The organism is Rufibacter sp. JT3400010, assembly GCF_054956755.1.
The window spans coordinates 40016-65228 of the sequence record NZ_JBUDXA010000004.1 but is presented as its reverse complement, the minus strand read 5'-3'; the positions used below and the strand labels follow the sequence as shown (position 1 = coordinate 65228).

21 protein-coding genes are annotated in these 25213 nt (G+C 49.4%); 11 read left to right on the top strand and 10 right to left on the bottom strand.

What is annotated here, in order from left to right:
* The first annotated feature begins 130 nt into the window (after window positions 1–130).
* A complete protein-coding gene (locus ACY0JR_RS05355; RefSeq protein WP_462632911.1) occupies window positions 131–547 on the top strand; it encodes a BrxA/BrxB family bacilliredoxin in 417 nt (138 codons plus the stop codon).
* A gap of 192 nt (window positions 548–739) precedes the next feature.
* Here ACY0JR_RS05355 and ACY0JR_RS05350 read toward each other — a convergent pair whose 3' ends face one another.
* From ACY0JR_RS05350 to recQ, 3 genes are all read right to left on the bottom strand, one after another.
* Window positions 740–2023, bottom strand: coding sequence for an acetyl-CoA hydrolase/transferase family protein (locus tag ACY0JR_RS05350; RefSeq protein WP_462632910.1), 1284 nt, complete (start codon window positions 2021–2023; stop codon window positions 740–742).
* A 326-nt stretch (window positions 2024–2349) separates the two neighbouring features.
* Window positions 2350–3654, bottom strand: coding sequence for a phosphoribosylamine--glycine ligase (gene purD, locus ACY0JR_RS05345; RefSeq protein WP_462632909.1), 1305 nt, complete (start codon window positions 3652–3654; stop codon window positions 2350–2352).
* Between the two features lie 162 nt (window positions 3655–3816).
* Entirely contained in the window at window positions 3817–5994 is a 2178-nt protein-coding gene (gene recQ / locus ACY0JR_RS05340) for a DNA helicase RecQ (protein ID WP_462632908.1), read from the bottom strand.
* A gap of 69 nt (window positions 5995–6063) precedes the next feature.
* Between recQ and ACY0JR_RS05335 the strand changes: the two genes are divergently transcribed.
* Together ACY0JR_RS05335 and ACY0JR_RS05330 are read left to right on the top strand one after the other, a co-directional pair.
* Window positions 6064–7032 (top strand): KpsF/GutQ family sugar-phosphate isomerase, encoded by a 969-nt coding sequence (locus ACY0JR_RS05335; protein WP_462632907.1) that lies wholly within the window; start codon window positions 6064–6066, stop codon window positions 7030–7032.
* 2 nt (window positions 7033–7034) lie between these two features.
* Entirely contained in the window at window positions 7035–8111 is a 1077-nt protein-coding gene (locus tag ACY0JR_RS05330; RefSeq protein ID WP_462632906.1) for a mannose-1-phosphate guanylyltransferase, read from the top strand.
* Window positions 8112–8188: 77 nt separating this feature from the next.
* On the opposite strand, the gene ACY0JR_RS05325 is transcribed toward ACY0JR_RS05330, so the two are convergent.
* The 5 genes from ACY0JR_RS05325 to ACY0JR_RS05305 all read right to left on the bottom strand — a co-directional run bounded on the left by ACY0JR_RS05325 (window position 8189) and on the right by ACY0JR_RS05305 (window position 14813).
* Window positions 8189–8599, bottom strand: coding sequence for a hypothetical protein (locus ACY0JR_RS05325; protein WP_462632905.1), 411 nt, complete (start codon window positions 8597–8599; stop codon window positions 8189–8191).
* 157 nt (window positions 8600–8756) lie between these two features.
* Entirely contained in the window at window positions 8757–9578 is an 822-nt protein-coding gene (gene rlmB, locus ACY0JR_RS05320; protein WP_462632904.1) for a 23S rRNA (guanosine(2251)-2'-O)-methyltransferase RlmB, read from the bottom strand.
* Window positions 9579–10112: 534 nt separating this feature from the next.
* Window positions 10113–13115, bottom strand: a complete 3003-nt coding sequence (locus ACY0JR_RS05315) for a glycosyltransferase family 117 protein (protein ID WP_462632903.1) — start codon at window positions 13113–13115, stop codon at window positions 10113–10115.
* A 124-nt stretch (window positions 13116–13239) separates the two neighbouring features.
* On the bottom strand, window positions 13240–13869 hold the full coding sequence (locus ACY0JR_RS05310) for a T9SS type A sorting domain-containing protein (protein ID WP_462632902.1): 630 nt from the start codon (window positions 13867–13869) through the stop codon (window positions 13240–13242).
* A 179-nt stretch (window positions 13870–14048) separates the two neighbouring features.
* Complete coding sequence (locus ACY0JR_RS05305; RefSeq protein WP_462632901.1) at window positions 14049–14813, bottom strand: biotin--[acetyl-CoA-carboxylase] ligase; 765 nt, start codon at window positions 14811–14813, stop codon at window positions 14049–14051.
* A 40-nt stretch (window positions 14814–14853) separates the two neighbouring features.
* Here ACY0JR_RS05305 and rsfS point away from each other — a divergent pair, with 40 nt between their 5' ends.
* Genes rsfS through ACY0JR_RS05280 form a run of 5 tightly spaced genes read left to right on the top strand, consistent with a single transcriptional unit; the run spans window position 14854 to window position 19678 of the window.
* Window positions 14854–15252, top strand: a complete 399-nt coding sequence (gene rsfS / locus ACY0JR_RS05300; protein WP_462632900.1) for a ribosome silencing factor — start codon at window positions 14854–14856, stop codon at window positions 15250–15252.
* Window positions 15253–15300: 48 nt separating this feature from the next.
* On the top strand, window positions 15301–17415 hold the full coding sequence (gene ftsH, locus ACY0JR_RS05295) for an ATP-dependent zinc metalloprotease FtsH (RefSeq protein ID WP_462632899.1): 2115 nt from the start codon (window positions 15301–15303) through the stop codon (window positions 17413–17415).
* A 38-nt stretch (window positions 17416–17453) separates the two neighbouring features.
* A complete protein-coding gene (locus ACY0JR_RS05290; RefSeq protein ID WP_462632898.1) occupies window positions 17454–18104 on the top strand; it encodes a LutC/YkgG family protein in 651 nt (216 codons plus the stop codon).
* Complete coding sequence (locus tag ACY0JR_RS05285; protein ID WP_462632897.1) at window positions 18088–18867, top strand: UDP-2,3-diacylglucosamine diphosphatase; 780 nt, start codon at window positions 18088–18090, stop codon at window positions 18865–18867. Before ACY0JR_RS05290 ends, ACY0JR_RS05285 begins: the two co-directional genes overlap by 17 nt.
* Complete coding sequence (locus ACY0JR_RS05280) at window positions 18818–19678, top strand: hypothetical protein (protein WP_462632896.1); 861 nt, start codon at window positions 18818–18820, stop codon at window positions 19676–19678. Before ACY0JR_RS05285 ends, ACY0JR_RS05280 begins: the two co-directional genes overlap by 50 nt.
* A gap of 528 nt (window positions 19679–20206) precedes the next feature.
* Here ACY0JR_RS05280 and sugE read toward each other — a convergent pair.
* Window positions 20207–20533: a quaternary ammonium compound efflux SMR transporter SugE gene (sugE, locus tag ACY0JR_RS05275; RefSeq protein WP_462632895.1), complete on the bottom strand. Its 327-nt coding sequence runs from the start codon at window positions 20531–20533 to the stop codon at window positions 20207–20209.
* Window positions 20534–20986: 453 nt separating this feature from the next.
* Here sugE and ACY0JR_RS05270 point away from each other — a divergent pair, with 453 nt between their 5' ends.
* Both ACY0JR_RS05270 and ACY0JR_RS05265 read left to right on the top strand, forming a co-directional pair.
* The gene (locus tag ACY0JR_RS05270; RefSeq protein ID WP_462632894.1) at window positions 20987–22099 is read left to right on the top strand and encodes a sensor histidine kinase; all 1113 of its coding nucleotides are present in this window, start codon (window positions 20987–20989) and stop codon (window positions 22097–22099) included.
* Window positions 22099–22875, top strand: coding sequence for a LytR/AlgR family response regulator transcription factor (locus tag ACY0JR_RS05265; protein ID WP_462632893.1), 777 nt, complete (start codon window positions 22099–22101; stop codon window positions 22873–22875). Before ACY0JR_RS05270 ends, ACY0JR_RS05265 begins: the two co-directional genes overlap by 1 nt.
* Before the next feature lie 146 nt (window positions 22876–23021).
* Here ACY0JR_RS05265 and ACY0JR_RS05260 read toward each other — a convergent pair whose 3' ends face one another.
* Window positions 23022–23519, bottom strand: a complete 498-nt coding sequence (locus ACY0JR_RS05260) for a GNAT family N-acetyltransferase (protein WP_462632892.1) — start codon at window positions 23517–23519, stop codon at window positions 23022–23024.
* A 534-nt stretch (window positions 23520–24053) separates the two neighbouring features.
* Here ACY0JR_RS05260 and ACY0JR_RS05255 point away from each other — a divergent pair.
* Window positions 24054–25208: a zinc-dependent alcohol dehydrogenase gene (locus ACY0JR_RS05255; RefSeq protein WP_462632891.1), complete on the top strand. Its 1155-nt coding sequence runs from the start codon at window positions 24054–24056 to the stop codon at window positions 25206–25208.
* Window positions 25209–25213 lie beyond the last annotated feature (5 nt).

Genomic DNA, 25213 nt, shown 5'->3' with positions numbered 1-25213 from the left:
TTTACAGTTTCTGAGAAGAGAATTAGTATGCTTATGGAAACCAGAAAGGTAGCTGCGGTGTTTTACCGTTGATTTCGTAATTTTACCCCTGAAACAGAATTCACCTTTAAATTCATCCATTACCATGGCAATGTATCCTGAATATATGGTAGCCCCTATCCGGGAAGACCTAACCTCCGTTGGCTTTGAGCAATTAATGACGCCCGAAGAAGTAGAGGCTGTATTGACCCAGAAAGAAGGCACCGTTTTAGTGGCCGTGAACTCAGTGTGTGGTTGCGCCGCCGCTAAAGCCCGCCCTGCCCTTAAAATGGCGGTGGCTAGCAGCGAGCAGAAGCCTTCTAAACTGGTAACCGTGTTTGCCGGTATGGAAACCGAAGCCGTAGCCAAAGTACGGGAGTTCATGTTACCATATCCTCCGTCTTCCCCTTCCATCGCGCTATTCAAAGACGGTGAGTTGGTGCACGTAATTGAGCGTCACCACATTGAAGGCAATGATTTAACCCGCATTGTAGACAACCTGCAAGGTGCCTTTGAAGAGTACTGCTAATCTGCAGTAGTTTTTAAGCTATAACAGAAAAGCCTGACTGATGAAGTCAGGCTTTTCTGTTATAGAGTTGTTTTGAGGGAAATGGGCTATAAACGAAAAATCTGTGAGGTTTTGAAAACCTCACAGGTTTGATGGCTTGTATTACAACACGCACCCCGTTATTGAAAACAATCAACAACTAGCAATTAATAATTACAATACCTTAAACCGCTCAAAGGCCAAACGCTCCAGTTCCTCCTGGTGCGTGGGGTGCGCAATGCGGATGAGTTCTTTGGCGCGCTGCCGGAGGTTCTTGCCGTATAAATCAGCTATCCCAAATTCCGTGACAATGTACTGCACGTGGGCACGGGTGGTGGTCACGCTGGCACCCGCCTTAAGCACGTTCACAATCTTAGATTCGCCTTTGTTGGTGATAGACGGGAGCGCGATGATGGGTTTGCCGCCTTCTGACAAGGCCGCCCCGCGCATAAAGTCCATCTGACCACCTACTCCTGAGAACTGGTACATGCCAATGCTATCGGCGCAGACCTGACCAGTAAGGTCAACTTCAATGGCGCTGTTAATGGCGGTCACCTTGGGGTTTTGCCGGATAATGGACGTGTCATTGGTGAAGACCGTCTCTTTCATCACCACCGCCGGATTGTCATGCAGAAAATCGAAAACTTTCTGCGAACCATTCACAAAGCAGGACACAATCTTGTGCTTCAAAACTTTCTTTTTGGCCCCGGTAATGATGCCTTTCTCCACCAGCGGAATGATGCCATCTGAGAACATCTCGGTATGGATGCCCAGGTCTTTGTGGTTACCTAACTGCGCCAGCACCGCGTCTGGGATACCACCAATGCCCATCTGCAGCGTAGCCCCATCATCCACCAACGAGGCGACCAATTGCCCAATCTGGGTTTCCACCTCCCCAGCCGGTTTGTTCGTATGTTCGGGCAGCGGCTCATCTACCTGTACTTTGGCGTGGAACTTACTGATGTGCACCACCCCATCGCCGTGCGAGCGCGGCACCCGCGGATTCACCTCGGCAATCAAAATCTTAGCGGTCTCTACCGCAGACAAAGCCACATCTACCGAGGAACCCAAACTGCAGAATCCGTGCGCATCTGGCGGTGACACCTGCACCAAAGCCACATCCAGCGGCAGAATATTCCGGCGGAAGAGAAGTGAAATCTCGCTCAGGAAAATGGGAATGTAATCGGCGGTGCCTTCATTGAGGGCTTGTCTGATGTTACCGCCCACAAAGCAGGCGTTGGTTTTGAAACTTCCGGCGTGCTCAGGATTGGTGTAAGGAGCCGGACCTTCGGTGTGCATGTGAATGAACTCCACCTCCTGCAATTCCGGTCCACGGGCCGAAACCGCGTTTACCAGCCGCAGCGGCGTCATGGCGGCTCCGTGCACAAATACGCGGTCTCCAGATTTAATCAGTTTAACGGCTTCCTCGGCAGTGGTATAGTCAGGTTGAAGGGACATGGTCTTTGACGCTTGATGAGTTAGGTTTTACGGAAATCTGCCGCAAAGTTCACCTTCTAGCGCCTCCTCAAAAATGACAAAGGCTAGCGGCAGTGCTGGCCTTTGTCATTTTAAGCTCATTTTCAGGAAATCGGCTCTAAAATAAAAGCGTTTCCTTTCAAACAGTACTAACCAATAGGGCTGAAACTTACTTTATCTACTCTCTTTGTCCTCCCGAAAGGATCTTAGTAGTGAATTGGTAGGGGCGTTTATTAACCGCTTATCTAGTTCGCCCACAAGATCCTTTCAGGATGACAAAATGAATTGAGGTAACCTACTAGCTGATCTTAAAGGCGTTCGGCCAGATACTGCTTCAGGTCAAAACCAATGTCACGGCGGAAGTTGCGGCCTTCCCAGGTAATTTGGGCAGCGGCGGCGTTTGCTCTCTCCAGTGCTTCTTCCATGTCTTGTCCCAGGCCGGTCACGGCAATGACCCTGCCGCCATCGGTTACTATCTGTCCGTTCTCGGTTTGTTTGGTACCGGCGTGGAAGCAGAGCGTGTTTTCTGGCAAAGCATTCTCCAAACCCTGAATCTGCTTGCCTTTCTCATACTCCTCTGGATAACCACCAGACACCAGGAAAATAGTAGTAGCCGAGCGGGGATCTACTTCCAGTTGGAACTGGCCCAACTCATGGTCATGCAGCGCCTTGAAGAGTTCAAACAAATCTGAGTTGATGCGGGGCAGAATGGCTTCGGTCTCTGGGTCGCCCAGGCGCACATTGTATTCAATGACGTAGGGTTCGCCGTTGGTGTTCATGAGCCCGATGAACAGGAAACCAGTGTACGGAATGCCTTCCTGTTGCAAGCCTTGTAAGGTAGGCTCAATGATGCGGGTGCGCACCTTGTTCATGAAAGCTTCATCGGCGAACGGAACGGGAGAGATAGCGCCCATGCCGCCGGTGTTCAGCCCGGCATCACCCTCGCCAATGCGCTTGTAATCTTTCGCTTCGGGCAGCAGCACGTACTCTCTACCATCTGTGAGAATAAAGGCCGAGAGCTCAATGCCTTGCAGGAATTCCTCTACCACCACTTTACTTCCGGCTGCCCCGAATTTATTTTGTTGCAGCATGCCGGTAATGGTGGCGCTTGCTTCTTCATAATTCTGGGCAATGACTACGCCTTTTCCGGCGGCCAGACCATCGGCTTTGAGCACTACCGGGTACGGATGGTTTTGCAGATAGGCTTGCGCCTGGTTAAAAGTATCGGCGGTGAAGGTTTGATAACGGGCCGTTGGGATGCCGTATTTGAGCATAAACTGCTTGGAGAAATCTTTACTACCTTCCAGTTGGGCACCGGCTTTGCGTGGGCCCACCACCAGAATGTGTTTCAGGAATTCCTTCTCGGCAAAATAATCAGCGATGCCTTCCACCAGCGCCGCCTCCTGGCCCACCACCAGCATCATGATGTTGAAATCTGTGGCGAACTTGGCCAGCTCGTCAAAATCGGTGATGGAAATATCTACGTTAGTGGCAATCTGCGCGGTGCCGGCGTTACCCGGAGCCACGAAGATTCTTTCTGCGTAAGGACTTTGGCTAATTTTCCAGGCCAGGGCGTGCTCGCGGCCACCCGCTCCTATTATCAATACGTTCATACAAGCGTGATTTAAGCTTAAGCCGATGCTCAAGCGAGGTTATCATGGTAAAATTGTCACCGTTTTAAGGCTAGTTTTCAGGAAACACACCCAAAATGATGTCATAGAACTTAAAACAGAAAAGCAGGCGTCACCACCTGCTCTTCTGTTTTTACTCTAAAATTAGTTCGCATACTTAGAGAGGAACTTAATCCGCATCAAGCGGAGGTCGTCCTCTGTGTAGTCATCGGTACCTAGTTCTTTAATGGCTTCGGCCATGTTATCTGTGGTGGCGTGCATGAAGTAATCCACCACTTCCTGCTGACGGTCCTCGTCCAGAACACCGTCTATGTAATAGTCCAGGTTCAGTTTGGTGCCGGAGTAGCAGATGTGCTCAATCTCTTCAATCAATTCACCCATGGTGATGCCTTTAGAGTTGGCAATTTCCTCCAAATCCATCTTTTTATCTATCTGCTGAATCACGTAGATCTTGAGCTTAGACTTGTTCACGGTGGTTTTCACCACTACATCGGCGGCGGTGACAATGTCGTTTTCCTCTACGTATTTGGAAATAAGCTCCAGAAACGGCTTCCCGAACTTCTGCACTTTTCCCATACCTACCCCGGCAATGTGCGCCAGGTCTTCTCTGGTGGTAGGGTACGTAGTGGCCATTTCTTTAATGGACGGATCCTGGAACAGCACGTACGGCGGCAGGTTCATGTCTTTGGCCATTTTCTTGCGCAGGGCCTTGAGCATGTCAAAGAGCACGGCGTCATGACCGGCGGCGGCCTGGGTTTCCTCTTTCTCCTCTTCCTGCTGTACCTCCTCGTCAAAGTTATGGTCTTTGGCGAATTTGATAGCGTGCGGACTCTGTAGGAATTTGGCGCCTTTCTCGGTGATCTTCAGGGTACCTATGTTCTCAATGTCCTTCTCCAGGTAATTGAACAACAAGGCCTGCCGGATGATGGAATTCCAGAACTGGGGCTCCTGTTCCTTGCCCACGCCAAATACTTCCAGTTGGTCATGGCTGTAGCTTTCTACGTACTGGTCTTTCAAGCCAATAAGCACGTGCACCAAATGGTCAATCGCGAACCGTTGGTTGGTTTGCTCTACCGCTTTCAGGGCATAGATCAGTTCCTGCTCGGCTTCAAACTTCTCTTTGGGGTGCACGCAGTTGTCGCAAAAACCGCAGTCTTTGTCATAGTTTTCGCCAAAGTAGTGCAATAACTGACGGCGACGGCAAACGGCTGAATCTGCGTAAGAAGCCATTTCCTGCAAAAGCAGTTTGGAGTTGTCGCGCTCCGTAACGGGCTTGTCTTTGCTGAATTTCTCCAGCTTTACAATGTCATCGTAGCTGTAGAACATGAGGCAGTTACCTTCCAGCCCGTCGCGGCCGCCGCGACCGGTTTCCTGATAGTAGCCTTCAATGGATTTAGGCGTGTCATAGTGAATCACGAACCGGACATCGGGCTTGTCAATCCCCATGCCGAAGGCGATAGTAGCTACAATCACGTCCACGTCCTCGTTCAGGAAGGCGTCCTGGTTGGCCATGCGCACGTTAGAGTCCAGACCGGCGTGGTACGGCAACGCTTTGATGTCGTTTACCTGCAACAGCTCGGCAATTTCCTCTACCTTCTTGCGGCTGAGGCAGTAGATAATACCGCTTTTGCCTTTGTGCTTTTTGATGTACTGGATCAGCTGCTTTTTGGTATTGTGCTTAGGCCGTACCTCATAGTACAGATTTGTACGATTGAAAGAGGACTTGAAAACCGAAGCATCATCCATCTGCAGGTTTTTCTGGATGTCTAATTGCACTTTAGGGGTAGCCGTGGCAGTCAGGGCAATGATAGGCAGGTTGCCTATGTTGTCAATAATGCCTCTGATCTTGCGGTACTCCGGCCTGAAATCATGTCCCCATTCTGAGATACAGTGGGCTTCGTCAATGGCCACAAACGCGATTTTGGCCTGTTTCAGAAAATCCAGGGTATCTTCCTTGGTAAGCGACTCTGGGGCTACGTACAGCAGTTTCACATCGCCGCTTACCGTTTCCTTCTTCACCTTGTTCATCTCCGCTTTGGAGAGCGTGGAGTTCAGGAACTGGGCATTTACCCCGAAAGCGTTTAACTGGTCCACCTGGTTTTTCATCAGCGCAATAAGCGGCGAGATCACAATGGCCGTGCCTTCCATGGCCAAAGCCGGAAGCTGGTAGCAAAGGGACTTTCCGGCACCGGTAGGCATGATCACAAACGTGTTCTTGCCTGCCATGATGTTTTCTATAATGGCCTCCTGGTTTCCCCTGAATTGACTATAGCCGAAAACTTCCTTTAATTTGTTCTTTAATGATTCTTGTTTTACTAACATGTAATATGCTTGTTGTGAGAAACAAGGGTTTGTACTTTCTGTTGTTGTCTTGTCTAATACAAATCTAACTTGAATATCACGAAAAATATCAAAAGCATCGCAAAAAAAGTGTTGGAAGAAGAAGCCACCGCTATCTTAAAACTTGCCGACTACCTTAACGCCGATTTTGAGGCCTGTGTAGAAGCTATTTTAGCGATTAAAGGGCGTGTGGTGGTCACAGGCATTGGCAAAAGCGCGAACATCGCCTCTAAGATGGTGGCCACGCTTAACTCCACAGGTACCCCTGCCCTTTTCATGCACGCCGCCGATGCCATTCACGGGGATCTGGGAATGATCCAACCGCATGATTTCGTGATCTGCCTTTCCAAGAGCGGCAATACCCCAGAAATAAAGGTGCTGGTTCCGCTGCTCAAACGCAAAGGCACGCCCCTGGCTGCCCTGGTGTCTAACGTGGATTCTTACCTGGCCCAGCAAGCCGATTATGTCCTGAACGCCACCATTGAACGCGAAGCCTGCCCCAATAACCTGGCGCCTACCACCAGCACCACCGCGCATTTAGCTTTAGGCGATGCCCTGGCCGTTTGCCTGCTAGAGTGCCGCAACTTCAGCAAAGAAGATTTTGGGGCCCTGCACCCGGGCGGTTCCCTGGGCAAACGTCTCTACCTGAAAGTAGGCGATATTTACAGTTTAAACGCCGCTCCGCAGGTAAATATGAGCGCCACGTTAAAGGAGATCATTATTGAAATTTCTTCAAAACGCTTGGGGGCTACTGCCGTTCTGGATAATTCTGGTAACTTAACCGGTATTATCACCGACGGGGACCTACGGCGTATGCTCTCTAACTTTGATAATCTGACGGGTATTACTGCCGCAGACATCATGACGCCCTCGCCACTCACCATTGATTGCGAGGAATATGCCGTAGAAGCCCTGGTCACCATGCAGAAAAAAAACATTACCCAACTCATTGTCACCAAAGGCGGTTCCTTCACTGGCTTTGTGCACCTGCATGATCTTTTAAAAGAAGGATTAGTATAAAAATGGATAACAACACCTACGTAGTAATCATGGCAGGCGGCATCGGGAGTCGCTTCTGGCCGTTCAGCCGGGTAAGCCACCCCAAACAATTCCATGACGTGTTGGGCATTGGCGAAAGCATGATCCAAACCACCGCCAAACGCTTTGAAGGCATCTGTGCGCCAGAGAATATTTTTGTGGTCACCCACCGCGACTACGCTAACCTGGTGCGGGAGCATCTGCCAGACTTAACGGAGAATCAAATCCTGCAAGAACCCATTGGGCGGAACACCGCCGCCTGTATTGCTTATGCCTGTTTTAAAATCGCGAAGCGGAACCCCAAAGCCAATATCATCATTGCACCGGCAGACCACGTGATTTTGCGCGAAGAGGCTTTCAAGAACTGCGTGCGGGAAGCACTAGCGGCCACGGCCAACAGTGAGATTCTGGTGACCTTGGGTATCAAGCCAACCCGTCCGCATACCGGTTACGGCTATATTCAGTTTATAGATGATGAAAGCAAACCGCTTAAAAAGGTAAAAACCTTCACTGAGAAGCCATCTTTGGAGATTGCCCAAATGTTTCTGGACAGCGGCGAGTTTGTCTGGAACGCCGGTATTTTCATCTGGAACGCCCAAGCCATTGTCAAAGCGTTCCACCATTACCTGAGCGACATGGCTGAAACTTTTGACGAAGGCCTGACCTTTATGGATACCGATGAAGAAGATGGGTTCATTAACCGGGCTTACTCCCATTGCCGCAACATTTCCATTGACTACGGCATCATGGAAAAAGCTGACAATGTGTTTGTGATTCTAGGCGATTTCGGGTGGTCAGACCTGGGCAGTTGGGACTCGCTATACAGCTTGTCAGAGAAAACGCCCGAAGGCAATGTGATAGATGGCAACATCTTGACCTATGACGTCAAGAATTGCATCATCAAAACCCCGCAAGATCAGCTAGTGGTGGTGCAAGGGCTAGAAGATTACATTGTAGCGGCCCATGACAACGTGTTTATGGTGTGCCGCCGCGAAGATGAGCAAAAAGTAAAAGACTTTGTGGCCGATGCCAAAGCCATGAAAGGACAGAATTTCATCTAACGTTCTGTACACTATAAAAAAGCAGCGGGGCTACTGATCTTAAGTAGCCCCGCTGCTTTTTTATGAAATTTCTTGTTTTAACGAACTTCTTGCTGTCTGGTCAATCTGTACACATCAATTATGTCCCCCCGCTTGCGGGTGAGGGTGATATTTTCGTTGTTTGTATTGATAGCAAAAGTGCCATCAAGTATAAGTGTCCAATCAAATTCTGCTGTCCAGAAGGACTCGTCCTTGAAAATCACTTCCTGTCCTTCAACGTGATAGGTGCCTTTGCCTATAGCCGGGTATTTGCCTATGTCACTGCCACCAGAGAAAGAGTTGCCTCCCAAAATAAGGGTCACGTCTGAAGAGGTATAATCTGCCGTTGGGCTTGACCGCATAAAGGTGCCTACATACGTACCGTTGGGTAGCACAGCGGGAGTTTCCTCCTTGTCAAAGCACGAAAAGGAGAGAAACACCAGAAACAGGAGGAGTAACTTATTTTTCATAGGGCTGCTTTTTAGAAGAAGACCCTCTTAGAGGCTAAAAGGCTGCATCTGGTTTTTCAGATACAGCCTTTTCAGGCCAACGCTCTTTTCAAAAGACGCTATTGGTCTATTTTCAGAAAAAGAGGCAAAAATCTACCAAGAGGAGAGTATTGCCTCTTTAAGATAGCGCTTCCGCTTTGCGTTGTCTCAGCGCCTCGTACAGGATGATGCCGCTGGCCACTGACACGTTCAAGGATTGCACCTGGCCCACCATCGGGATTTTCACGCGCACATCAGCTCTTTTCAGGTACTCCGGGGAGATACCGTCTTCTTCGCTGCCCATGAGCACAGCCACTGGTCCGGTTAAGTCAACGGCGGTATCGGTTAGATTATCGTCTGCTTTCTCGGTACAGGCTACTACCCTTATCCCTGACTGTTTCAGGAAATGCAAGGTGTCTTTCAGGTTTTGCTCGCGGCAAACCGGAATCAGGTTCAGGGCTCCCGCCGAGGTTTTGAGGGCATCGGCGTTGATCTGGGCCGCGCCCCGGCTAGGGATTACAATCGCATCTACACCCATACACTCGGCGTTACGGGCAATGGCCCCGAAGTTCCGCACATCGGTCACCCGGTCCAGTACCAACAGAAAAGGATCTTTGCCTTTTTCAAAAATAGAGGCTACAATCTCATCTAACGGCGAATATGAAATAGCCGACAAATACCCTACCGCGCCCTGGTGGTTTTTGCGGGTAAGCTGGTCTAGTTTTTCGTTGGGCACCAAAGAGATAGGAATCTGAGCCTCGCGGGCCAACTCCGTAATCTCCTGGCTAATGCTGTGTTTGGTGCCTTTGAGCAGGTAAATCTTCTCCATGGTTTTGCCCGCGTGCAAGGCTTCCAGTATCGGCCGCAGGCCGAACACCATCTCCATTTTATCTACCTTGGGTTGGGTGTAGTGTCTTGGCTTTCCGCCACCGTCTCTATCTCTGTTATTTCTGTTCTCCATGGATGTTATGCGTTGATCTGCAGCGTACCTGCTCTAAATTGCCTGCAAAGGTAGCCGTATTTCCGCAGAAATGTAGCAGAAGCTTCATCAGCTGATTTCCGGCTCCCGTTTAGGCGGTCATTTCAGAAAAACTATCCTAAACGAGTCTTGGATGGTTAACGTGGTCTCGCCCGAGTCAATTCCTTCTGCCTCGCTTGCTTGTACTTTACACTATGCTGTACACGCATTTCGTCCCCCTTTGAAGGGGGTAGGGGGATGACAAAGGCGTTTAAAGAACCATTTCCAACAGCCAAACAGTTAATAATGATTCTCGGGAATGCCATGATCTGCACGAGTAATCATCCCCCTACCCCCCCCCCTCAAAGGGGGACGGAATGCGTGGGAATTTCCGGGTTCACATTCATTGGTACGAGAGATTCCATCATCTGTTTTTACCCAGCTTTCAATAAAACAAGCCTGAAACGAGTAGCTGCTAAAAGAGAAAGGCCGGTTATTTCTAACCGGCCTTTCTCTTTTAATAGTTTCCAGAATTGGCTATTTGCCCATTTGGCCGTAGTACTGCATGAATTTCTGTTCAATCTCAGTGGCTTTGTCGTTCAGACCCACTTGGCGGGCGACCTGAATCAACTGCTGTAGAATGAAAAGGTTGATGCGGATCTCGGTTTCAAACATGGTGCTTTGGGTGAAGTAGTACCGCAGCGCTGCATCTGACCTGGCCGACATGGTGTTCACAATCTCCTGCGCACGTTTCTGCTCACCTACCTCGTACAACGGCACCACAAATGGCGGAATGTAGTAGTCATACAGAATGGATTTATCTGGCAACTGTGTGAAGCAGTAATCCATGATTTTCTTGGCGGTGGCTTTGTCTCCGGCCTTCAGATACTCCAGCGTTAACTGGTAGTATTTGTCACGGGCGTTGGCCGGGAAACGAAGGTAGTTTTCATCGTAGAAAATGTCTTCGCGGTCCAGGTTGCGCCAAGAGAACTTATTCATCATGTTGTCATACATGATCTCTTTGGCAATGTAGCCCATCTGGTCAGAACTTTTGCTCTGCACCGGCACTATTCTGTAGGCCAGTCCTTCCAACTGCAGATAGTTATCCAGCCCCAGGAAGTCTGAATTGTCGGCGGTGGTAGAGAAGTACACGGGGCGCTTCCAGTTGTTGTTCGCAATCAAATCCAGAATGGCCAGGTGTTTCTTTTCCAGACCTGATTGATTGATGGTAAAGCGCATCTGGCTCACCACCGAATCTCTGTAGGCCGGGGCTACCGCATTGTTAGCCAGAACGGCGTTTTTGTCTACGTTCAGGAAGAAGTTCTTGGTAGGGAAAGACAGGTACGTACGGCCGGAACGGTCTCCAATCTGCAGGGCCTGGTGGTTTTGCTTCACCAACTGGATGTACTGTTTCAAGTCAATGCCACTGGCAACTTCAGGACGCTCTACATACGGCAGGTAATCGTTGACCCCCTGGCGATAGTTCTCATTTTCCAGCGTCATAGGGAACGGTTCTGACTTATAGGCCTGGCGCTTCATCTGGTCAATGTACCAGTCGGTGTTCATGTAGGAAAGCACCGCCACGCGCACATCGGTCCGGAAACCTTCCACTTCCTGAGCGTACCAAAGCGGGAAAGTATCATTGTCGCCGTTGGTGAACAGGATGGCGTTTGGTGCCACTGAGCTCAGCAGGTTCTTGGCCGAATCTACGGAATGGTAACGGTCTGAACGGTCATGGTCATCCCAACCCTGAGCCGCCATAATGCCCGGAATCAGCAAACCAATGACGGTAGCCACCACGCCCGCCAGCATGTCAGATTTCAAGGTCTTGCGCAGGAAATCGGCGATAGCCAAGACACCTAAACCAATCCAGATACAGTAGGCATAGAACGCACCGGCAAAGGTATAATCACGCTCGCGTGGCTCAATGGGCGGCTGGTTCAGGTACAGCACAATGGCCAAACCGGTAAAGAAGAAGAGCAAGGTAACTACAAAGGCATCGCGCTGTTTTCTTCTGAATTGGAAAATCAAGCCCAGAATCCCCAGTGCCAGCGGCAGCATAAAGAAGTTGTTACGGGCTTTGCTTTCGGCAACGCGATCTGGTAAGCCATCACTGCTTTCCCAAGGCCACAGCACGCCAGACTGCTGGATATCGCCTTCCCGGCCTACAAAATTCCATCCGAAGTAGCGCCAGAACATGTGGCCCATCTGGTAGCGGAACAGGAAGCTCATGTTCTCCCCGAAGCTCGGTTTCTGGCCTTCCTGTACATCTACCCATTTTTTGTACTGGGCAATATGACCAGGCTGGTTGCTGTACAGACGCGGCAACAGCACTTTGTCTTTGGAATCATACACGTTCTCTACCTTGCGGCCTACCTCAATGTACCTGTCTTTGCCTTTGATGTATTGCGCAGCACCTTCTTTCTGGTCAACCGGCTCTGCGTTGAACTGCGGCCCGAACAGCAACGGACGGTCGCCGTACTGCTCACGCTTCAGGTAGGACACAAAGCTCACAATGTTCTCAGGGTCGTTCTCGTCAATAGTGGGGTCGTACCCAGAGCGGATAGGAATGATGAGGTAAGAAGAGTAGCCAATCAGCACGAAAATTAAACTCAGCAAAGCGGTATGCAGCGTCCGGTTTCCGGTCTTGATGGCGTGACGCACAGCCCAAACGATGAGCCCGATGAACAACACCACAAAGAAGATTACGCCTGCCCCAAAAGGCAAGCCGAAGCTGTTCACAAACAATACTTCAAAGCTACCGGCTATAGATGGCAAGCCGGGGATAATACCCACTAAAACTACTCCCAGAATCACGGCACTTACCACTAAGGTGATGATGGCGCCCTTGTTAGAATACTTTCTAAGCCGGAAGAAGAAGATAAACGCCAGGGCTGGAATTGCCACCAGGTTCAGTAAGTGGACGCCAATGGAAAGACCCACCATGTACGCGATCAGAATCAGCCATTTGTCTGAAGCGGCGTCATGCGCCCGGCTTTCCCACCGTAGCATGGCCCATACCACAAACGCGGTAAAAAAGGAGGACATGGCATATACCTCGGCCTCAACGGCCGAAAACCAGAACGAATCTGAGAAGGTGAAGGCCAAAGCACCTACCGTGGCAGCTCCCATAATGGCAATGGTCTGGCCCATGGTAGGGGCCACCGTAGCCTCAGCGTCTGCAACGGTGGCAGAAAGCCTTGAAGCGGCCGCTGCGCTGGGTACTAAAAGTTTGCGCGCCAGAATACTGATGGTCCAGAACAGAAACAAAACCGTAAAGGAGCTGGAAAGGGCAGACAACAAGTTCACCCACCACGCTACTTGCGCAGGCTCACTCGCAAACAAAGAGAATATACGCCCAAGCAACAGGTAAAAAGGAGCCCCGGGAGGGTGTGGCACTAATAGCTTGTAAGAACAGGCAATGAATTCTCCACTGTCCCAGAAACTAGCGGTTGGCTCCAGGGTAAGTACATACACGATGGTGGCCACCGCAAATACCAGCCAACCCACCAGATTGTTGATCCGATTGTATTGCAACATGATGTGTTAAAGATTGAACCCTCGAAATTAGCAATTTTCTGCACGTCTAGCCTCTTGCCAACCCCAATAAATAAAAAAAGAGCCAGCGCAGGCTGGCTCTTCTATAACTTAAGCAGCTGGCAACTTATTGCTGCTGCAGAATGAGTCGTTTGGTTTCCACCATCTTTTCATTCACCAGAAGGCTGTAGAAATAGATACCGGCGGGTAAGGGAGAAAGATCCACTTCCACGGTTTCAGAAGTACTAGGCTTCAAAACCCTGATCTCTTTGTACACCTTCCCTATAGCGTTAGAGATTCTAATCTTGTAGTTATCGTCACCCAGTGAACTCAGCGAGATTTTAGTCATCCCTCTGGATGGGTTTGGATACGCATTCAAAGAGGGAATTAGCTTAGGTTCCTTGGTGCCTTGGTTGGAGGCAAGAATTTTACTCGTACTGGCGTAGGCCGCTATTATCTGCCCTAATCTGGGTTTCACCTTCACCCCAGAATTGTTGGCCAGATTCAGAAGAGGTGAATACTTGTTCACGTTCGGGTTAAAGGAAGGTACGCTCAGGCCGGGCAATATCTTAAACTCGGTGATCGTTGAACCAATAGAAGAATGCCAGCCATGAAAAAGGGTGTCAGAGCTTGAGGTTTCTGCGGTGCGGGCACCCAACGGCAGACCGCCCGGTATCACGCCCAAGGTAGACGCCTTACTGCCAAAAACTAAACCCAGGGTGAGCACTCCCAGGAAGATGCGTGTAAAAATTTTCATACCATATATACCGAAGAGGGTGGTGTCTATATTTAGAATCGTTCAAATATAGCAACCTATAGTTAAAGAACAAACTTAATCATAGGATTTTCACTATCTTATACCTTCAAAAATCGCTCCAGCCTTTCTTCGTGGCAGGCTTCTTTGCGGCTTTATTTTCAAAATTAGGCCTAAAACGCTTACTCCTCTATCACAAACTTAATTTCCTGGAACTGGAAGAACTGCAATTTCTGTTCTATGAGTACCGCCAAGCGCCCGGTTGCATCAACTCCGGTTATCTGACCCGGCAGTACCTGCCCTCCTACTTCGTACAGGTGCCATTGCTGGTAGCGGTACAAGTGCTGCAGGTACTCTCTTTTTTGCGCTGCGCCCGCTCCGCTCCGCAGGGCCAGGTACCTTCTTTCAAGGTTTTCCAGCAATTTGTTGATCACGGTAGAAAGGGGAAACTGTTGCCCGGTAAGCAACGCCAGCGAGGTAGCACGGGGGTGCGCAAAGGTGACCTGGTTCACATTGAGCCCAATCCCTACAATGCTGTGCTGCAGGAAACGCCCGCTCACAGCATTCTCAATCAGGATGCCACCCGCTTTTTTGTCATGGCAGTACAGGTCATTGGGCCATTTCAGCGTGGCTCCCAAAGGCAGGTATTCCCGCAACAGGTCCAATGCCGCCAGTGACACCGCAATGTTGAGCGAGAACTGCTGCTGCGCCTCTAAAAAGGTTGGCTTTAAAATGACAGATAACGTAATGTTTTTGTCAGGTTCCACGTCCCAGGTATTGCCACGTTGGCCGCGTCCGCCGGTTTGAGCACCCGCCACTATGACACAACCATCCGTGGCTCCATTTTTGTTAAGAAGCTGGTGTGCCTCTGTGTTGGTAGAGGCGCATTCTGGCAGAAAAACCAATTGCTGGCCTATAAAAAGGGTATCTGGTAATTTATTTTGCAAAGACTTTAGTATTTTTGAAGATCAAATTTATATTTCCCAAATGAAACACAACACGATTCAGGACAATTCCGACATATTGGCAGAACTGGTAGTAAAAGGCATGCAAGAAAGAAAAGCAGCTGATATTGTCGTTCTCAACCTGAAATCTTTGAAGAATGCCGTTTCAGACTACTTTATCATAAGCTCTGCAAGCTCAGACACCCAACTGGATGCCATTGCTACGTCTATTGAGGAAGAAGTTTTCAAACTAACCAAAGAACACCCTTGGCAGAGTGAAGGCCGTACCAACCGTGAGTGGGTGGTATTAGACTACGTTGACGTAGTGGCCCATATTTTCCTCAAGGACAAACGTAATTTCTACGCACTGGAAGAACTCTGGGGCGATGCCGAAATTACGCACGTAGCGCCTACGGAAGGCACTACATCAGCTGTGGTCTAAACAAAGCCCCGGCCCAGAGGTTTACTTTTTATTGAGAGAGAACAACCCATGACTGAAAAACCAGAAAAAAAGAAAAAAAGAAACATAATCCCCACCACGCCACCCAGGCCCACTATGCAAATATGGGTTTTGGCGGCACTCGTGATCTTTATTTTCGGCCTTACTTACTACAACAACCTTAACGCCACCATAGAAATACGGCAGCCTCGGTTTGAAGAGATGTTGCTGGCGCAGGACGTGAAGAAAGTGGCCGTGGTAAATAATAATGTGGCAGAGGTGACCTTGAAAGAGGAAGCCCTGAAAAATGAGAAGTACCGGGCAGAGTTGGAAAGCCGTGGTGGTAGTTTCAGTATGAACAACCAGGGCGCGCACTACCACTTCCCTATCATTACCGCTGAAAGCTTTAAGCAGGATCTGGATCAATTGCAGGCAAATATACCGCGTGAACAACGTGTGCCGCTTGAGATTGAGAAACGCACTGGTTTGCTTGAGCTTCTAATGGGTTGGCCGTTCTTTATCCTGCTCATGGTAGGCTTCTGGTTCCTGATGCGCCGCATGGCCACCGGAGGAGCCGGAGGACAGATTTTCAACATCGGAAAATCGCGCGCTGCCCTGTTTGACGCTGAGAACAAGGTAAAGATCACGTTCAAAGATGTAGCCGGCCTTGAGGAAGCCAAAGAAGAGATCCAGGAGATTGTAGAGTTCCTGAAGAACCCCACAAAATTCACTATTTTGGGAGGAAAAATCCCGAAAGGTGCCTTGCTGGTAGGTCCTCCGGGTACCGGTAAAACCTTATTGGCGAAAGCCGTGGCCGGTGAAGCCGAGGTTCCATTCTTCTCTTTGTCAGGTTCTGACTTCGTGGAAATGTTTGTGGGGGTGGGTGCAGCCCGGGTGCGTGACTTGTTCAAGCAAGCCAAAGCGAAAGCGCCTTGTATCATCTTCATTGACGAGATTGACGCCATTGGCCGTTCCCGTAGCCGCGGGCAAATGCCAGGTGGTAACGATGAACGCGAGAACACCCTGAACTCCCTGTTGGTAGAAATGGACGGATTCGCGACAGATTCAGGGGTAATAATCCTGGCTGCTACCAACCGCCCAGACATTCTGGATTCTGCCTTGCTGCGTCCGGGACGTTTTGACCGCCAGATCAGTATTGACAAACCAGACATTAACGGCCGTACCCACATCTTCGGCGTACACTTAGGACCTTTGACCTTGGCTGGTGACGTAGACGCGAAGAAATTAGCAGCGCAGACCCCAGGCTTTGCCGGTGCCGAGATTGCCAACGTGTGTAACGAAGCGGCTTTGATTGCCGCCCGCCGTAACAAAAAGGCCATTGAGATGCAGGACTTCAACGATGCCATTGATCGCGTGATTGGTGGTTTGGAGAAGAAAAACAAAATCATTTCTCCGCAGGAAAAGAAAATTGTTGCCTACCACGAAGCGGGTCATGCCATTGCCGGTTGGTTCCTGGAGCACTGTGATCCGTTGGTAAAAGTTAGTATTGTTCCGCGTGGTGTGGCCGCGTTGGGGTATGCGCAGTACTTACCAAAAGAGCAGTTCCTGTACAACACCGAGCAGTTGGTAGATGAAATGTGTATGGCCCTGGGTGGTCGTGCCGCCGAGCAGATTGTGTTCGGTAAAATCTCTACCGGTGCCTTGAGTGACTTGGAGCGCATTACCAAGATGGCCTACAGCATTGTGACCATGTACGGAATGAATGACCGCATAGGTAACCTGTCTTTCTATGACTCTAAGCAGCCGGACAATACGTTTACGAAGCCTTATTCAGAAACTACCGCTGAAACCATTGATTCAGAGGTACGCCTGTTGGTAGGTGACGCGTACAACCGCACGCTACAGTTATTGGCAGACAGACGCCAGGAATTGGAACTGGTAGCGCAGGAATTGTTAGAGAAGGAAATCCTTTTCCAGCATGACCTGGAGCGATTGGTTGGGCCAAGACCTTTTGAAGGTTTAACCAACTACCAGGCTCATACCGCGGGTACAGACCGCAGTAAGACGCAAAGTGAGGTAGCCGGTGAAAACCATATCATCACGCCGACCGGTGCTCAGCAAAATCAGGAAGATACGCCTACGGCCGCTGAGCCAGATGGCTCTCAAAGTTCCACCCTGGGAGAAGGAACTACTTTCAGTTCGTAGTCCTTTTCTGAAAAGTAGGCTCTAAACGGAAATACAACATGTACGAAGCCAAATCCAAAGAGATTGTGCTCCGCAAAGTAAGAGAGGCGCTGGCTAAGTCAGCGCCTTTTCTGCCTCCTACCCCTGACTTCTCCACCTCGGTCTACGGCCCGTTGCTGGAAGACCTTTCGGTACAGTTCGCGGAGACCTTTATCAGGAACAGCGGCACCTTTGTGTACTGTGAGAACGAAGAAGATTTCTTTGACCAGTTGTTCGCCTTCAAGAAAGAGCGGGGCATTGAAAACCTCTACGTGTGGGAGCCTATCCTAAAAAAAATCCTGCACGCCGGAGGCATTAACTTCAATGGCACCGAGGATGATTTTATCAACAATGCGCAGGCTTCCCTCACTACCTGTGAGGCGTTGGTAGCGCGTACCGGCAGCATTCTGGTATCGTCGGCTAATGCCAGCGGCAGAAGATTATCGGTGTACCCGGCCATGCACATTGTAGTAGCCAAACTGTCACAGTTAGTACCCGATATCAAACAAGCCCTGCAATTTGTGCAAGGCAAATACGGCAACCGTCTGCCCTCTATGCTATCTTTGGTGAGCGGCCCCAGCCGAACCGCCGATATAGAGAAAACCTTAGTCATGGGTGCCCACGGCCCCAAAGAACTTATCCTGTTTCTGATTGATGATCACACCGATTGACCACCTGCCGCCCGGTAAAAAAGTATACTTCGCTTCAGATTTCCACTTGGGAGTTCCCTCTCCGGAGCAAAGCCTGGCGCGCGAGAAAAAAATTGTGCGGTGGTTAGATCAGATCAAAACAGATGCCCAGGCCATTTATCTTTTAGGCGATATTTTCGATTTCTGGTTTGAATACCGGCACGCCATTCCGCGGGGGTTCATCCGGTTACAGGGCAAACTCGCTGAGATTGCGGACAGCGGCATTCCCATCTACCTTTTCACGGGAAACCATGACATGTGGATGTTTGATTACTTCCCCAAAGAGCTGAACATTCCCGTCTTCAGAAAACCTATTTCCATCACCATTGGCGCGCATTCGTTCTACATTGGCCACGGCGATGGGCTAGGGCCCAAAGACTATACCTACAAAGTGCTGAAACGCGTGTTCGCGAACCCAGTGAGTCAATGGCTGTTTGCCCGAGTGCACCCCAATGTGGGCATCGGGTTGGCCAGTTTCTGGTCGCGTCGCAGCCGTATCCAGAATACCAAAACAGACGAGGTCTTCAAAGGCGATGACGAATGGCTAGTGCATTATTGCCAGCGGGTGGAAGGAAGGCAACACCATGATTTCTACATCTTCGGGCACCGGCATTTACCTTTGGATTTACCCATTGGGGAGCGCAGCCGCTACCTGAACCTGGGAGAATGGGTCAATTTTTGCTCTTACGCCGTATATGACGGACAAGAACTTACGCTCACGTACTTTGAACCGCAGCCTGCTTAATTTCTGCTTGGGGCTTTCCGTTTGGCTCCTTTGGGTACCCGCTTCCCTCCTGGCGCAGGGGCAAGCAACGGTGTGGTCGTTGGCGTTTCAGTTACCGGCCAAAGGCAATGCGTTGCTTTCCATTGACCGGTTTGATCGTGTCTACCTGGCAGATGTCCGGCAGAACATCATCCAACTGGATACGCTAGGGAAGGTCATCAACACGTTCTCGCCGCCTGTGCAGGGACGCTTGGCAATGGTAGAGGCCTGGAGCCCCGCCAAGATTACTGTGTTCTACGATGACCGGCACCGCGTGCAACTTCTGGACCGTTTCCTCACACCCCTAGGACAAGCCGATTTACGGGAATACACCGATGGTACCATCAGAGCTGCCACCTTGGCCGCCGATGACCGGCTCTGGCTTTTTGATGAAACCACTTTCCGGTTACTCAAGATTGACACCCGTGTAAATCAAGTAGTATTTGAAAACCCTTTGGAGCTAATCCTGGACCGCCGCCAACACGACATCGCCTTCCTTCGCGAGTACCAAAGCAAGCTGTACATGGTAGACCGCCTCTCGGGCATCTACGTGTTTGACAACATGGGCAATTACCAGAAGAAGCTTCCGCTGCCCAACCTATCTTACGTCGGCTTCGTGGGCGATGAACTGTATTATCTTTCAGACAACCAGCTCCATTTTCAGCACCTCTACACGTTCCAAGCCCGCACCATTCCTCTCCCAGCCCAACCCCTTCCCTACCGCCAAGTTCTGGTAGGAGACAAATTCCTCTACCTACTCACCAACGAATCTCTCTTCGCTTATCGCCGCTAAACTGGTTTCAAGGCTCCTTTTCAGAAATCAGGCTTGAAATGGCAGGATGTAAGATAAGGTGTGTCAGTGTTTAAGATTCGGTTGGTTACAGAAGTAAACCCGCACCTTAGATTTGTAATGCGTGATTTCGCTGCGTTGCAGCGAGGGTAGTCGGGAGACTACCCGGCATCTGTAGGCACGAGTCAGAGACTCGCGCCAGCGGAAAAGAAAACCACGCATATCCGTTTCCAGCCTTTCGCTTGAGCGCCTAGAGTTCGACGACCTGTGAGCGACTGCGAAGCAGGTGAGGAGAAATCACAGCGCGAGGGCGGAAGGCGGGGCCTCGCGGCCGTGAGCGCTTACCGGAAAAGATGAAACAAAACAGCTCCTGCACCCACGAAAACAACAGAAAAGCCAAGGGAATAACATAAGGCATGCACCTACTTCTACGCACGCAGAAAGCAGACAAGCCAAGGTAACTACAAACTGTGTGCACCAGCGCAAATCAATCATTTTAAGCCTATTTCACGCAAAGCGGCCCAAAAGCCCCTATCCCTTCGCTAAAAACTTCAACCCCAGCACCCCGGCTATAATCAACCCCATACAGGCCAAACGGATGAAATCTTTAGGCTCATTGAATAAGATCATTCCTAAGATGGTGGTTCCTACGGCGCCAATACCCGTCCAGGAAGCATAAGCAGTTCCAACGGGTAAGGTGCGCATGGCCTGGGCCAGCAAGATGAAACTTAGGATCATAATAGCCACGGTAATCACAGTGGGCCACAGTTTGGAAAAGCCGTCGGTATATTTTAGACCAATGGCCCATCCTATTTCACAGAGACCGGCCAGTACAAGGAAGAGCCATGCAGAATTCATAGATTTCATAGGAATTAGGTAAGTACCAGAATAATTAGGCAGTACATAGCACAGGTTCAGGACGTTATTTTCCGTTTTGGTCAGGATTTTCTTGTCCTGCTGCAACCAAAATCTCAAATTAGTACAGAAGCGTGGGCTAAACACAGCTCTGGTTTCTTACGCAAACTTATGAAAAAAGCCGCTGGCAATTTTTCTTCTTTCTGCGGCACTATACCCTTTAGCATCAGTAAGTCCTCAGAAAAAGCAGGTTTTAAGTGATCAGATAAAAGGGTTGGGTTCACAGAGGTTTACAGATTTCTAAGCTGGAATTCCAGAGGCTTAGAGGCTGGTAGTAGGCCCAGCTTCAAGAGGAAATATTCGGCAGAATTTTAATCATCACCATATTTTAAGATGAGTAAGACGCACGCAACTATTCTTTACCAAGCGAAAGAGTGCTTACTTACGTATTGAACTATGCTTCTCACCACAGAGTTTTTGGATAGGCTGTTTGTGCAGTCGCCCTTCATGAAGAAAAAATTTAAATTCAAGCAAAAGCACCTGTTACGCTACTTGGGTAACACGGCTATTGCTTTTCTCATCTTCTGGACATTTTTCTTTGTCCACCGGGCGGGCGTGCATGACTTTGAAACCGCCGATGGTTTCCGCCTGTTCTATAATGCCTTAATGGTGAATGTGGTGCTGGAAGGTACCCGCCGTATTGCCAAGCGCCTGAGCAAGAAATATGACTGGCGCGAGTATGGCTTGCGCCGCTTCATCTATGAATGGATTGCTGTTCAGATTTACATTTTGCTGGTGATGGTGCTGTTTGAAGTGATGCCTCGTCTACTCCTGGGCCAGATGATGTTTGACTTTGAAGACCCTACGGCCCTGCGCAACATCAAAGAGTTTTTTGTGTTTGGCAGCATCATTCTGCTGTTCGTGCATTTTATACGGTCTGGTATTTATTTCTACAACCAGTGGCACCGCTACTTAATGCAGTCTGAGAAACTGAAGAAGGAGACCATTAAAGTACAGTTTGAGTCTTTGAAACAACAGGTAAACCCGCACTTTTTGTTTAACAGCCTCAATGCCCTTACCTCCCTTATTTACAAAGACCAGGACATGGCAGCCAAGTTTGTGGAGCAGCTTTCCAAAGTGTACCGCTATGTACTGGAAAACAAAGACAAAGAACTGGTAAGCCTGCACACTGAACTGGACTTCATTTACTCGTACCTTTTCCTGCTGAAAATACGGTTCAGGGAAAACCTGCGCGTGAACATGGACGTGCCTGATCATCTTCTCAACCTCCAAGTGGCTCCACTTACCATGCAGTTGCTTATGGAAAATGCCATCAAGCACAACATTGTGAGCCGCGATGAACCCCTTTTCATTGATGTTTACGTGGAAGGGGACTACATCATTATCAAGAACAATCTGCAACTCAGGGAGAGTCATGATGAGTCTACCGGCGTGGGGCTGAAGAACATCATTAACCGCTATAAATTTATTACCGATAAAAAAGTAGATGTAGAAGTCACCTCTTCTACTTTCATCGCTAAATTACCGCTTCTAAACAAAGCTGCCTGATGAACATTCTCCTGATTGAAGACGAATACCTAGCTTCAGAAAAGCTGGAAGCTCAGTTGCTGCGCTATGACCCAACCATACAGGTGGTAGGCACCATTGATTCTATCCGAAACGCAGTGAAATGGTTTGAGTCTAACCCCATGCCAGATCTGGCTTTCCTGGACATCCATCTATCTGACGGCAACAGTTTTGAGATTTTTCAGAAGGTACAGGTAGATTGCCCCATCATCTTCACCACGGCCTATGACGAGTATGCGATCAAAGCCTTCAAGGTGAACAGCATTGACTACCTGCTCAAGCCCATCAGCAATGAGGACCTGGGTACGGCCATGGACAAATTCAAAGCCCTGCGGCAAAGCCAACCTGCCCCGTCTCTGGATATGCAGCAGATCATGGCTTTGCTCAACAAGAACTCAACTATTGTAGAAACGCCCCACTATAAAAACCGCTTCCTGGTGAAAAGTGGCAATAAAATACGTTCGGTATCTACTGATGAGATTGCTTATTTCTACGCCGAGGACAAGATCGTTTTCCTGATCACCACTGGCGGCCAGCGTTTTATTACAGACTACACCTTAGACACCCTACAGGAGCTTCTGGACCCCGAGCAGTTTAGTCGTCTTAACCGCCAGTTCATTGCCCACATTCATTCCATTGATGAGATCCACCCATACTTGAAAGGTCGTCTGAAAGTGTACGTAAAACCTGTCACAGACAAAGAGATCATCATCAGTAACGAGCGGGCGGCAGCGTTCAAAGAGTGGCTGGGAAAATAAACGTTTCACGCCTGTTTTCATGAAATGAAGCCTGAAAGAGGAATACTGTATTCTGCAAAAAGGAAAGGTCAGCTACATGCAGCTGACCTTTCCTTTTTGCAGAATACAGAACATTTGAAGCCTACGCTTTCTGGCTGATTTCTGAATTATGCTTCTGAAACAGTAAGGTCTTTGAGCATCCAGATGTTGCAGGCGAAGTGTCCCGAATTACCTAAGGCGTGCGGCAAAGGCGTGAAACCAGCTTTGGTGTACATGCTCACTGCTTTGGCCAGTTCCGGGAAAGATTCTAAGTACAGTTGCGTGTAGCCTAACTCCCGGGCCAATTGGATGCTCCTTTCCAGCAACTGCAGTCCTATTCCTTTGCCTCGCGTTTCCGCCGACAGGTAAAACTTCACTAACTCGGCACAGCCGTTGGGGAGTCCGTCTGTGGGGTAAACGCCGCAGCCGCCTATGATTTCGCCGTTTTCCTCGGCTACCAGGTACGCGCTGCCGGGGGTTAAGAAGAGGTGGTAGAGATCATCGGTGGTGGGATCTGTGTAGACGGTGCCCGGCTTATCAATCTTAAATTCCCTGAATACTTTTCTGATCAGTTCGGCCAACGGCCGATTATCTTTTTCTTCAATGGTTCTGATGGTGATACTCATTTTGCTGGTTTCCTGAATGTCTTGTAGTGCACAGTGCTAGGGAAAGCACCGCTTAATCCGGCTGCAAAAGTAGGATAAAAAAGAGAACAACTAGTAGAGGAACCAAACGACTAGTAGCTGCTACAGAAATATAGGCTTTCTGTTTTCAGGGCCTTTTCAGAAAATCTGCTCATAAAGGCATCAGTTTTCATTTCGGCAATTTCTATCAGAGAGTTAGCAGTCTTATTGATTTACACGTGATTTCTAAGAAGTAACTGATATTCGGCTCTGGCTCCTATTTAGATGGGTTTTATCTCTCCTTTTAGGCACCATCAAAACTTGGCTTAACCCCAAAATAGCTCCAGTCAAACCCATGCAGTGATATACGTATAAATACGTATTTACTCCTGATCCAGGAACTTCCTGAAACTTTCAGGTTCTCAGGTAGTAAAAATTGGCAGTGCATCTAAGTTTTCAGTGCTACCTACAAAAAGTACATCTGATACAGAAGGCACATGTAAAAAATGTCTCACTTTAACTCCAAGGAGAATTCTTATGCTAGCCATGAATTACCGGGGACCTTTGCGGGTCCGAATAGATCACAAACCCATGCCTGAAATACAGCATCCGCAAGATGCCATTGTTCGCGTCACGCGTTCCTGTATCTGCGGATCTGATCTTCACTTATACAATGGTTCAGTGCCAGATACCCGCGTAGGGATGACTTTTGGGCATGAATTCACGGGCGTAGTAGAAGAAGTTGGGTCAGAGGTGACCAAGGTGAAAGTGGGCGACCATGTGTTGGTACCGTTCAACATTGCCTGCGGGCAGTGCGTCTTCTGTAAGCAGGAACTGTACGGCAACTGCCATGAGTCTAACTCCCAGGCGACGGCCGTAGGTGGTATCTTCGGGTATTCCCACACCGCTGGCGGTTACAATGGCGGTCAGGCCGAATATGTGCGGGTACCATATGCCAACGTAGGCCCAACAGTAATACCTGAAGGCATGGACCCGGACGATGCCGTTATGCTCACCGACGTGGTGCCAACCGGGTATCAGGCTGCTGAAATGGGTGGTATCCAGCCCGGCGATACCGTAGTGGTGTTTGGGGCTGGCCCAGTTGGGATTATGGCCGCTAAATGTTCCTGGCTTTTTGGCGCAGGCCGCGTAATGATCATTGACAAAGTAGATTATCGGCTGGAGTTTGCTAAAAACTACGCACAGTGCGAGGCCTATAATTACAATGATATAGGAGACCCGGCGGTTTTCGTTAAAAAAGAAACCGGTTGGCTGGGCGCCGATGTCTGCATTGATGCCGTAGGAGCTGAAGCTACCGGTAATGCCTTACAAACCATTACGGGTAGAAAGTTACTCATTCAGGCTGGTTCTGCCACGGCTTTGCATTGGGCTATTAACTGCGCCAAAAAAGGGGGAATAATATCTATTGTTGGGGTTTATGGACCAACAGATAACCTTATCCCTATTGGAAATGCCTTGAACAAAGGACTTACCATTAGAGGTAACCAAGCCTCTGTGAAACGTCTGCTTCCAAGATTGATTGAGCACGTGCAAAATGGAGTCCTGAACCCGAAAGCGTTGATCACGCATCGTATTCCGCTGGAAGATGTGTCCGATGCGTACCGCATGTTCTCTGAGAAGCTAGACAACTGCATTAAACCAGTTCTTATTCCACCATCAGCCAGAATGTAAAGGAG

Excerpts from the sequence above, each read along its gene's own strand:
- ACY0JR_RS05355 (WP_462632911.1), top strand. The coding sequence starts at position 131 with ATGTATCCTGAATATATGGTAGCCCCTATCCGGGAAGACCTAACCTCC.
- ACY0JR_RS05350 (WP_462632910.1), bottom strand. The coding sequence starts at position 2,023 with ATGTCCCTTCAACCTGACTATACCACTGCCGAGGAAGCCGTTAAACTG.
- purD (WP_462632909.1), bottom strand. The coding sequence starts at position 3,654 with ATGAACGTATTGATAATAGGAGCGGGTGGCCGCGAGCACGCCCTGGCC.
- recQ (WP_462632908.1), bottom strand. The coding sequence starts at position 5,994 with ATGTTAGTAAAACAAGAATCATTAAAGAACAAATTAAAGGAAGTTTTC.
- ACY0JR_RS05330 (WP_462632906.1), top strand. The coding sequence starts at position 7,035 with ATGGATAACAACACCTACGTAGTAATCATGGCAGGCGGCATCGGGAGT.
- ACY0JR_RS05325 (WP_462632905.1), bottom strand. The coding sequence starts at position 8,599 with ATGAAAAATAAGTTACTCCTCCTGTTTCTGGTGTTTCTCTCCTTTTCG.
- rlmB (WP_462632904.1), bottom strand. The coding sequence starts at position 9,578 with ATGGAGAACAGAAATAACAGAGATAGAGACGGTGGCGGAAAGCCAAGA.
- ACY0JR_RS05315 (WP_462632903.1), bottom strand. The coding sequence starts at position 13,115 with ATGTTGCAATACAATCGGATCAACAATCTGGTGGGTTGGCTGGTATTT.
- ACY0JR_RS05310 (WP_462632902.1), bottom strand. The coding sequence starts at position 13,869 with ATGAAAATTTTTACACGCATCTTCCTGGGAGTGCTCACCCTGGGTTTA.
- rsfS (WP_462632900.1), top strand. The coding sequence starts at position 14,854 with ATGAAACACAACACGATTCAGGACAATTCCGACATATTGGCAGAACTG.
- ftsH (WP_462632899.1), top strand. The coding sequence starts at position 15,301 with ATGACTGAAAAACCAGAAAAAAAGAAAAAAAGAAACATAATCCCCACC.
- ACY0JR_RS05290 (WP_462632898.1), top strand. The coding sequence starts at position 17,454 with ATGTACGAAGCCAAATCCAAAGAGATTGTGCTCCGCAAAGTAAGAGAG.
- ACY0JR_RS05285 (WP_462632897.1), top strand. The coding sequence starts at position 18,088 with ATGATCACACCGATTGACCACCTGCCGCCCGGTAAAAAAGTATACTTC.
- ACY0JR_RS05280 (WP_462632896.1), top strand. The coding sequence starts at position 18,818 with ATGACGGACAAGAACTTACGCTCACGTACTTTGAACCGCAGCCTGCTT.
- sugE (WP_462632895.1), bottom strand. The coding sequence starts at position 20,533 with ATGAATTCTGCATGGCTCTTCCTTGTACTGGCCGGTCTCTGTGAAATA.
- ACY0JR_RS05270 (WP_462632894.1), top strand. The coding sequence starts at position 20,987 with ATGCTTCTCACCACAGAGTTTTTGGATAGGCTGTTTGTGCAGTCGCCC.
- ACY0JR_RS05265 (WP_462632893.1), top strand. The coding sequence starts at position 22,099 with ATGAACATTCTCCTGATTGAAGACGAATACCTAGCTTCAGAAAAGCTG.
- ACY0JR_RS05260 (WP_462632892.1), bottom strand. The coding sequence starts at position 23,519 with ATGAGTATCACCATCAGAACCATTGAAGAAAAAGATAATCGGCCGTTG.
- ACY0JR_RS05255 (WP_462632891.1), top strand. The coding sequence starts at position 24,054 with ATGCTAGCCATGAATTACCGGGGACCTTTGCGGGTCCGAATAGATCAC.